This is a genomic window from Desulfovibrio sp. SGI.169, from assembly GCF_050313595.1.
Classification (GTDB): Bacteria; Desulfobacterota; Desulfovibrionia; order Desulfovibrionales; family Desulfovibrionaceae; genus Desulfovibrio.
This window is the reverse complement of record NZ_JBNPLS010000044.1, coordinates 1-9,974: the sequence shown is the minus strand read 5'-3', so window position 1 is coordinate 9,974 and position 9,974 is coordinate 1. Positions and strand designations below refer to the sequence as shown.

The window sequence follows — 9,974 nt, the reverse complement described above, 5'->3', positions numbered from 1 at the left end:
TTCCGGATTAAAAGGCGGTTTCAAAAATTTTATCTGTCCGGCATGTCCGCGCCCGGGGCTTTGGTTGCGTTTTTGGGCCGTTTGGGCGCGTCCGCCTTGCGGGCCATGCGCACGGCGGCCTCCAGGCCCTTTTCCGCAAAGGCGAAAAGCGTATCCAGGGCCACGGGCAGAGAGGCGCGCAACTTCCCGGCGTCTTCGGCGTCAGGTCGCCCCAGAACCCAGTTGATGACCTCGCCTTTGTGGGGGGGCGCCCTATGCCCAGACGCAGGCGGTAAAAGTCGGGTGTGCCGAGCAGCTCGGTGATGGATTTAAGCCCATTGTGCCCGGCATTGCCGCCGCCGCGCTTGAAGCGCAGCTCCCCTGCGGGAATGTCCAGCTCATCATGGGCCACTACCAACTGTTCCGGCTTGAGTTTGTGCCAGGCCAAGAGAGGTTGCACACACTGGCCGCTGAGATTCATGAACGTTTGGGGCATGGCCGCCAGCCACGCGCCGCCCAGCCGCGGCAGATGAAGCCGCCACAGCTCGCAGGAAAATTTGCCGCCGTTGAGGCCGCTGAGTCTGCCTTCTCTTTCCGCCAGTTCCAGCAGGGCCGAAACCAGGGCAAAGCCACAATTGTGGCGGGTGCCGTCATAGCGTGGGCCAGGATTGCCAAGGCCCACCAGTACGCCTGCATATTCCATATCTGATCCTTGAGGGGTAGAGCGAATTGCCTTCAAAAAAGCATTGGTTTCCGGAGCCGTTTTTGAAATTGTACATTTCAAGAGCAAAATACTCCAGGCTCAAGCATCATTAAAAAATACGAGAGTATCGTCAGAAGAATGATAAAATATCTTCTTTTTGCCTGTTCACATGAAATCTGGTAAAAAGAAGATATTTTATCATTCTTCTGACAATACTCTCCCCGCCCGAAACGTCAGGGGCCCCAGGCACTGGCAGTGCGACCGACGATGAGCGGTTGGACTGCGGCCAGTGAAAGCCGGCAAGGGTTGTTTTTTCCAGGGGCGGGCAGAGGCGAACCTTTTTTCCATTGTCCGCCAGCGTCCAGAGTTCTTTGGCCTACCGCCGGCCAGACAAACTGGCCCTGACAATCTTGCTCTCGGCGCATGCGGACAAGAAGCGCCCTGCCTTTCCCGCGTCCCTCACCGCCGCCCGGCGGGAACGGGCAAAAACAGGCTCGCGCTTGCGGCGGCGACCGCCAGCGACGCCGCTCCGCATGGCGCGCGGCAGACGCGGATGCCTGCCGCGCCCTCAACCGAACAGACGGCTAAAGAAACAGCTCAGGCTCCCGCCGCGTCAGACACTTGCTCTCCAGCATCTCTCGGATTTTTGCCGTTTCCGCGTCATCAAAAAACTTGGCCCGTTCCGGGCAAAACTTGACGCAGGCGCGGCAGCGGATGCAGCCCTCCGCCACCACAGCGGGGTCATCCCTGCTGATGACGCGCATGGGACAGCCCGCCACGCAGATCATGCAGCGGGTGCAGGAATCCGCCGTTTTGGGCCGGACATCGGTCGCCGGTTTGCGATCCTTGTAGGGCCGCTTGCCCTTGACGGATATGGGCGTCGGCTTGCCCGCCGCGATTTTTGCGGCAGCGCGCCGGGCGAAGTCCGTCAGCGCAGCCATGTCCGCGGCATCGGGCCGGCCCGCGCCCACGCTGGGGGCCACGGAATGTTCGGCGATGAAAGCCCCGGCCGCCGTCACAGTAAAGCCCTGGCGCGTGAGCAGATCAGCGGCTTCCAGCAGGGCGTCATCATAATCCCGGTTGCCGTAAACAGCCGCGATAACCGCTGTCGCGCCATTGCCCCGCAAACGGGACAAGGGAGCCTCCAGCGTCCGCGGCACGCGCCCCCCATATACCGGAAAGGCAAACACCAGAATGTCGTCAGGGGCGCAGTTCAGGCTCTTTTCCCGCCCGGCCGGGAACGTCAGATCCCGATTTTTCTGTGGCATGCCCAGCGCGGCATTCAGGCCATCGCCCAAAGCCAGCGCAATGCCCCGACTGCTATGAGTGGGGCTGAAAAAAAGAATGTGCAGGGTTCCGTTCATGCTCTCCCCCGTAACGGCGTGGCCTGACGGCGCGCTCAGCAATTTTGCGCCCGAAACGCATGCGGGCCGGAAAACCCGGCCCGCCGCTCAATCTTTACAGACGCACGCCGCATGGCGTCGTTTGAAAACACAGTATTTTAAGATTGCAAATCTCACAGGCAAAAGCCGCTTGACGCTTTATTCGCACATGCGCGGCGAATGCCTGTTCACGGCCAGCGGGGCATGTTCAGGATGAACATGCCCAAAACCTTGACCGGCAAAGCTTACCAGCGATAATTCTTGTCCTGCTGGTGGCCCACAATGCCGCCGGCCAAAGCGCCCACACCGGCGCCAGCCAAGGCGCCCCAGCCGGCGGCGCCGCCGGCGATGGCCGCGACGCCCGCGCCGCCCAGCGCGCCCAGGGCCGCGCCGCTGGCGACACCCTGCTGGGTGCGGCTCATATTGGTGCAGCCGATACCGGAGGCGAACACTATGGCCATCAGACCAATGATCAAAGCTTTCTTCATATCTTTTCTCCTGAAAAAAAGCTGACGCGCACGGTCAGCATGCGGACGCTACTTCGCGGCGGCAAGGCGCGGCGCGATAAGCTCATACCAGATAACGCTCAACACGGGCCGGTCGAGGCTCTTGGGATTGGCCGCGTACCACGCGTCCACCATCTTGATGATTTCGGCGCGCTTGACGTCCTTGAAGGCCTTCATCCAGCCCTTTTCAAAGGGCGAAAGGGTGTACACCGGGCGTTTGCCGGCCTTGGCGGCCTTTTCCGTCATCTTGGCGTTGACAAAATATTCCACGGTCATGGCCGATTCCACACCGAACAAAAAAGCGGCTTTATTGGATTCAGCCGTTTTTTCCCATACGGCGCCGGTGAATTGATCCACCGGGTTGCCCGTGCTCGCGGCATCGCTGCTTTCCGCCGCCCGCACGCTGACGCAGGCCAGGGCGAGAACCAGAACCAGCCCAAGGCTCAGAAGTGATTTCTTCACGCGAAGCTCCTTTTATGTTGTGGCCGCGGCGGTGCTGAAACCGCTGTTCTCCGACCGCTCTCACGGACGGAAAGCGTCCGCTCTTTCAGTTCAGTTTTGGTATACCCTCAACCGACAGACCATATCAAGCATTTTTCAGGGCGGGCGCTTCAGACGCCCACGGCATTGCCGATCGTTTCGCGGAAGCGACTGAAGAGATAATTGCCGTCGCGCGGGCCCGCCGCGGCTTCGGGATGATATTGCAGGCTCATGACCGGCAATGTCTTGTGGCGCAGCCCTTCCAGCGTATGGTCGTTGAGATTGACATGGGTGGCCTCCACATCGGGCACGCCGTCCAGCACCACATGAAAGCCGTGATTCTGGGAGGATATCTCAATGCGTCCGGTGGTCAGATCCTTGACCGGGTGGTTGCAGCCGTGGTGGCCGAACTTGAGCTTGTCCGTACTGCCGCCCAGGGCATGACCGATAAGCTGATGGCCGAGGCAGATGCCCGTGACCGGGAATATTTTGATCAAATCCCGCACCACGGCAATTTCTTCGGTCAGCGTGGCCGGATCGCCGGGGCCGTTGGAGAGAAAAACCCCCTTCGCGCCGCTGGCCCTGGCCGCCAGCACGCTGAATGTGGGCGGCACGGCCAGGGGTTCAAAGCCCGCCGCGCACAGATGCCGCAGGATATTCCACTTGATGCCGAAGTCATAGACCAGCAGGGGCAGCCCCGTTCCCCGCCAGGCATACGCGCCGTCGGAGCCGAAGGCGGCTTTTTGCGGGGCGTTGTCATACCAGGCGTACGGCTCTTTGGCCGCCACAAAGGGCGCCAGGTTGCGCCCCTTCATGGTGGGCAGGGCCAGGGCCTTTTCGCGCAGCGCGCGCGGGTCTGACTCACGGGTGGAAATGATCCCGCGCATGGCCCCGTTGATGCGCAGATGGCGGGTCAGGGCGCGGGTATCCAGCCCTTCCATGCCCGGCTTGCCATATCGCTTCAGAAAAGCGGGCAGAGACATGCAGGCCCGCCAGTTGGAGGGCTGCTTGCAGCACTCCTTGACCAGCAGGGCGTCGGCATGTATGGCGGCGGACTCCATGTCTTCACGGGAAATGCCATAATTGCCGATGAGCGGATAGGTCATGCAGACCATCTGACCGTAATAGGAGGGATCGGTAAGCACCTCCTGATAGCCGGTCATGCCTGTGGTAAAAATCACTTCCCCGCCGGTTTCAAAGTCGCCGGTAAAGGATTTGCCTTCCAGCGTGAACCCGTCTTCCAGCACCAGCAATGCTTTCATAACTTACCCCCGCGCTTCCCGCGCGTAGTATTCCTGCAGGCTTTCCACATGGGTTTCGTCCCGCCGCGAACCGATGGCCGTGGCGGTGGCCCGCGCCGCCGCAATGGTCGTGCAGTACGGCGTCTTGTAGGTCAGGGACGCGCGCCGGATGGCCTTGGAATCCCTGGCGGTGTTTTTGCCCGAAGCGGTGTTGATGACCAGCGCCACCTCATGATTGATGAGCAGGTCCACAATATTGGGCCGGCCCTCATAGACCTTGCGCACCTCCTCCACATCAAGACCATGCTCGCGCAGCGCGGCGGCGGTGCCTCTTGTGGCCAGCAGCTGAAAGCCCAGCCGGGAGAACATGGCCGCCACTTCAGGCAGGTACGGCTTGTCGCGGTCATTGACCGAAAGAAAAATCTTGCCGCCCTGCGGAAGCGCCTGGCCCGCGCCCAGCTGGCTTTTGAGAAAGGCTTCGCCAAAGTTGGAGCCCATGCCCATGACTTCGCCCGTGGAGTGCATTTCCGGCCCCAGAATGATGTCCACGCCGGGAAAACGCTGGAAGGGCATGACCGCTTCTTTCACGCAGGTAAAGCCGCCCCTGCGCATGCTCCAGGGGTCCAGTTCGTCCAGAGTCCTGCCCAGCATGACCTGGGTCGCCAGATACGGCAGGGGCACGCCCGTAGCTTTGGAGACAAAGGGCGCGGTGCGCGAGGCGCGCGGATTGACCTCCAGAATATAGAGGCTGTCGCCCTTGATGGCGAACTGAATGTTCATCAGGCCCACCACATTGAGCTCGCGGGCCAGAGCCTCGGCCTGGGCCGCAATGAGGGCCACATGATCGTAAGACAGCGAGAAGGACGGCAGCACGCAGGCCGAGTCGCCGGAGTGAATGCCCGCTTCTTCGATATGTTCCATGATGCCGGCCACATAAACTTCCTGCCCATCTGACAGGGCGTCCACATCCACTTCCACGGCGTGTTCCAGAAATTTGTCAATGAGGATGGGATGTTCCGGCTTTTCCGGCACCTGCTCACGGAAGTAGTCGGTCAGTTCCTGGGCGTCATAAACCACCGCCATGGCCCGGCCGCCCAGCACATAGCTGGGCCGCACCACCACGGGGTAGGTAATGCGCCCGGCCACTTCCAGCGCCTGTTCCAGATCCATGGCCGTGCCGTTGGGCGGCTGAAGCAGGCCCAGCTTCTGAATCAGGGCCTGAAAGCGCTCACGATCCTCGGCGCGGTCAATGGCGTCCGGCGAGGTGCCCAGGATGGGCACGCCGGCGCGCATCAGGGGCACCGCCAGATTCAGCGGAGTCTGCCCGCCAAACTGGACGATGACGCCCTCAGGCTTTTCCTTCTCCACAATGTTCATGACGTCCTCAAAGGTCAGCGGCTCGAAGTAGAGCCGGTCCGAGGTGTCATAGTCGGTGGAGACGGTTTCCGGGTTGGAATTGACCATGATGGCCATGATTCCGGCGTCGCGCAGAGCGAAGGAGGCATGGCAGCAGCAATAGTCGAACTCGATGCCCTGGCCGATGCGGTTGGGCCCGCCGCCAAGGATGAGCACCTTGCGGCAATCCTTAACCGCCAGCTCATCGCCGCTTTCGTATGTGGAGTAAAAATAGGGAGTGTATGCCTCAAATTCCGCCGCGCAGGTATCTACCAGGTAGTAGGTGGGCACGATGCCCATTTCCTTGCGCAGACGACGGATGTCGCCCTCGGGCCGCTTCCACATTTCAGAAAGCTGCCTGTCGGAGAAGCCGTACTCCTTGGCTTCGCGCAGCACAACGGCCAGAGCGGCGTTGGACGGGGTCATGTCGTTGGCCATGCCGAAATCGCGAATGCGGGTTTCCATATCCACGATGTCTTTGACCTGACGGATAAACCAGGGGTCAATGGCCGAGGCGGCAAAGATGTCTTCTTCGCTGACGCCGGCCACCAGGGCCTGCCGCAGGGTGAAGATGCGGCGTGAATTGGGCCGGTGCAAGGCCTCCATAATTTCCTCGCGCGGGGGAAGCTCGGCGCGGAAGTTGTAGCCCAGGCCCGGCGCGCCTGTTTCCATGGAGCGCAGGCCCTTCTGCAGGGCCTCCTTGAATGTGCGGCCAATGCTCATGGCCTCGCCCACGCTCTTCATGGAGGTGGTCAGCTCATCCTTGGCGCCGGGAAATTTTTCAAAGGTAAAACGCGGAATTTTGACCACGCAGTAGTCGATGGCCGGCTCAAAGCTGGCTACGGTCTCGCGGGTGATGTCGTTGCGCAGTTCGTCCAGGGTGTATCCCACGGCCAGCTTGGCGGCGATTTTGGCAATGGGAAAACCCGTGGCCTTGGAGGCCAGGGCCGATGAACGCGACACCCGCGGGTTCATCTCGATAACCACAATTTCGCCGTTTTTCGGGTTAACGCCAAACTGCACGTTGCTGCCGCCGGTTTCCACGCCGATTTCACGCATGATGGCAATGGAGGCGTCGCGAATCTGCTGGTATTCCACATCCGACAGGGTCTGAACCGGGGCCACGGTAATGGAGTCGCCGGTATGCACGCCCATGGGGTCAAAATTTTCGATGGAGCAGATGATCACGCAGTTGTCTTTCGCGTCACGCATGACCTCCATCTCGATCTCTTTCCAGCCCAGCACGCTCTGTTCAATCATCACCTCGGAAGAGGGGCTGGCGGAAAGGCCGCGCGCGGCCACATCCTCCAGATCCGCCAGATTGTAGGCCACGCCCCCGCCCGTGCCGCCCAGGGTGAACGCGGGGCGCACAATAAGCGGAAAAGGCAGCACATTGCCCAGCCGGCGCACCTCGTCCATATTGCGGGCGATGCCGCTGGCCGGCATTTTCAGGCCGATGTTTTCCATGGCTTCGCGGAACAGCTCGCGGCTTTCGGCCTTTTCAATGACTTCGGCCCGCGCGCCGATAAGCTCCACCCCGCATTCCGCCAGAACGCCGCTCTTGGCAAGTCCAAGAGCGGCGTTCAATGCCGTCTGGCCGCCCAGCGTGGGCAACAGGGCGTCGGGGCGTTCCTTGCGGATGATGGCCGCCAGGGTGTCCTGTTCGATGGGCTCCACATAGGTGGCGTCGGCCATCTGCGGATCAGTCATGATCGTGGCCGGATTGGAGTTGACCAGCACCACCTCATAGCCCTCTTCCTTGAGGGCCTTGACGGCCTGGGAGCCGGAGTAATCAAACTCGCAGCCCTGGCCGATGATGATGGGGCCCGCGCCGAGAACGAGAATTTTGTGTAAATCCGTACGCTTGGGCATGGGATATTCCTGCGGATTTTTGGAGAGTCGGAAATGATAACGAGCACTGCCGCACTGTATTGCTCAAAACGATTGTTTATACGTTGTTTCAAGCCGGCCAGTCAAGATTTTTTCCGCATCTGACGCAGCGTCAGGGCTATCCGCCGCGCCGCTTCCGCCAGTTCATCCCCGGCGTGATCGGCGCGCACGGCGGCCCGCAGCCGGGCGGCCCCGCGGGCCACCGTGGGATAACGAATGGCCGAAAGATACAGGCCCGCGTCGAACAGCTCGCGCGCCGCTTCCACAGCTTTTTTTTCATGGCCGACCGGCAGGGGCACTATGGCGCTTGCCGAGCGCGCGGGCACGCCCTCTTCCCGCAGGCGGGCGCAGAAAAGGGCCGTATTTTTCCGCAAACGGCGCACGCGCTCCGGCTCGCGGCAAAGAATATCCAGCGCCTCAAGGGCGGCGGCCACCGGCGCGGCCGACAGGGCGGTGGAAAAAATAAAGCTGCGCGCGCTGTTTTTCAGATATTCAACTAGCAGTTCATTGCCACAGACAAAGCCGCCCTCGCTCCCCAGCGCCTTGCTCAGGGTGCCCACCGTCACGTCCGGCGCGGCGGCCAGGCCAAAATGCTCCGCCACGCCGCGTCCCGTGGCCCCCAGCACGCCGGTGGCGTGCGCCTCGTCTATCATGGACAGCATGCCATAGCGGTCGGCGATGCGCAGCAACTCCGGCAAGGGAACCACATCCCCGTCCATGCTGAACACCGCGTCGCTGACAATCAGCCCCCGGCGGCCGGCATGGCGGCGCGCCTTGCTTTCCAGATCTTCCATATCATTATGGCGGTAGACCACTATCTCCGCCCGGCTCTGACGACAGCCGTCAATGATGCTGGCATGGTTCAGCGCGTCGCTGAAAATCACGTCGCCCTGGCCGCAAAGCGCCGTGATTACGCCCACATTGGCCATGTACCCGGTATTGAACAGCAGCGCGGCCTGCGCATGCTTGAAGGACGCCAGCCGCCGCTCCAGCTCGCCGTGCGGGCCCAGAGCGCCCGTGGTCAGCCGGGCCCCCCCGCTGCCCGCCCCGTACGCGGCGAGAGCCTCGGCAGCCCTGGCCTTGACCCGCGCGTCATTGGCCAAGCCCAGATAGTCGTTGGAGGCCAGCAGCAGAACCTCCCGGCCTTCGCAGCGCACGCGCGGCCCCGGAGCGGAGTCCATCCGCCGGATGCGGCGGCGCAGGCCGTCCGCGCTCAGGCGCTCCAGGCGCTCCTCCAGAAAGGCCCATTTTTTCGCCCCGCCGGACGTTGGCGACGCGCCGGGCGCGTCAAATCCGGGCGCGGCCGGGATGCGCTCCACCAGCACCGGGCGGCGTTCAATAAAATCCAGGGTGGCGGCCAGCTCCGTTCGAGGCCCCCGGTACAGAAAAATGCGCCCCCCCTCGGGCGAACCCGACGCCTTCATCCGGGCAATGCGCACATAGCCCAGTTCACGCGACGCCACATAGCCCGTCACATAGTCGGGATCGTCCGAAATGCATATCTCGGCCAGAATGTTGGGCGCGTTGGCCACCTTGGCGGCCAGCGTCATGGCTTCCCGATAATGATTCTTGGCCCCGGCGTCCTCTGGCTCAGTTTCCGCCGCGTCCATGAGGGTGGCGCGAATGCCGCGCTTTTTATCCGGCTCCAGCCGTTCCAGACTATCGGCGTCCAGCAGCATGGCCCCGCGCAGCCCCCCCGCCTCGCCCATCAGGGCCAGCACGGCCCGCGGGTCTCTTACCCCGACCCGGGCGAGAAGGTCAGCGGCCAGCCGCAAGCCTTCGGCCGGGCTTGCGCAGTCCAGGGCGCGCACGGGCAGGGCGGGCAGACGCAGGCAGGCGGATTCGGGCACGGCCTCCACCCTGATATTGATGAAATCGGGGCGGCCCTTGCCGTGATTCTGGGCGCGGCCCGCAAGCGCGCGAACCAGAGCGGGAACGTCCTCGGCCCTGACGATCCGTTCCGCGCCGGAGATATGCTCTTCGCCGTCCAGTGTTTTCCGGCTGGCGCGCATCTTGACGCTGAACAAAACCATGCGCTGTTCCGTGTTCACTGATTTTCCCTTTCACCCGCTTTGCCGCCAACCGCTCAGCGTCAGAGAAATTCCGCCGATACGCCGCAACAGGAGCGTCTTTTGAACAATACAAGCGCGACGCGCTGTTGCGTTCGGGCGGGAGCCAAGCTCATCCTTTTCGCTCCGGCAAGAAAAAAACGCAAGCGCAAACTTTTTTCAAAGCGCGCCCGGCGGCCAGCGCAGGGCTGACGCATCTAAAAAAAGTCTTACCTTTATGGGATGAAAAATATTTGCCATGAAATATTCTCGGCTTTAGGCGAGATCCCAGGCGCGACAGGACAAAAATATATCCTATTGAACTCATTTTATTTATTGCCCTCTGTACA

General features: G+C 61.8%; 7 protein-coding genes and 1 pseudogene. All 8 read right to left on the bottom strand.

Annotation, left to right across the window (positions count from 1 at the left end; genetic code table 11):
• Positions 1-29: 29 nt before the first annotated feature.
• Positions 30-682, bottom strand: a pseudogene (gene pth, locus ACQRA4_RS12965) (aminoacyl-tRNA hydrolase).
• A gap of 584 nt (positions 683-1,266) precedes the next feature.
• Positions 1,267-2,046 (bottom strand): 4Fe-4S dicluster domain-containing protein, encoded by a 780-nt coding sequence (locus tag ACQRA4_RS12960; protein WP_427823483.1) that lies wholly within the window; start codon positions 2,044-2,046, stop codon positions 1,267-1,269.
• A 263-nt stretch (positions 2,047-2,309) separates the two neighbouring features.
• On the bottom strand, positions 2,310-2,552 hold the full coding sequence (locus tag ACQRA4_RS12955; protein WP_427823482.1) for a cell envelope biogenesis protein OmpA: 243 nt from the start codon (positions 2,550-2,552) through the stop codon (positions 2,310-2,312).
• A 48-nt stretch (positions 2,553-2,600) separates the two neighbouring features.
• Positions 2,601-3,032, bottom strand: coding sequence for a hypothetical protein (locus ACQRA4_RS12950; protein WP_427823481.1), 432 nt, complete (start codon positions 3,030-3,032; stop codon positions 2,601-2,603).
• Positions 3,033-3,181: 149 nt separating this feature from the next.
• Positions 3,182-4,312, bottom strand: a complete 1,131-nt coding sequence (gene carA, locus ACQRA4_RS12945) for a glutamine-hydrolyzing carbamoyl-phosphate synthase small subunit (RefSeq protein ID WP_427823480.1) — start codon at positions 4,310-4,312, stop codon at positions 3,182-3,184.
• A 3-nt stretch (positions 4,313-4,315) separates the two neighbouring features.
• A complete protein-coding gene (gene carB, locus ACQRA4_RS12940) occupies positions 4,316-7,558 on the bottom strand; it encodes a carbamoyl-phosphate synthase large subunit (RefSeq protein WP_427823479.1) in 3,243 nt (1,080 codons plus the stop codon).
• 101 nt (positions 7,559-7,659) lie between these two features.
• The gene (bioF, locus tag ACQRA4_RS12935; RefSeq protein WP_427823478.1) at positions 7,660-9,627 is read right to left on the bottom strand and encodes an 8-amino-7-oxononanoate synthase; all 1,968 of its coding nucleotides are present in this window, start codon (positions 9,625-9,627) and stop codon (positions 7,660-7,662) included.
• Between the two features lie 130 nt (positions 9,628-9,757).
• Positions 9,758-9,974: hypothetical protein (locus tag ACQRA4_RS12930; protein WP_427823477.1), on the bottom strand; the 217-nt coding region annotated here is incomplete at its 5' end.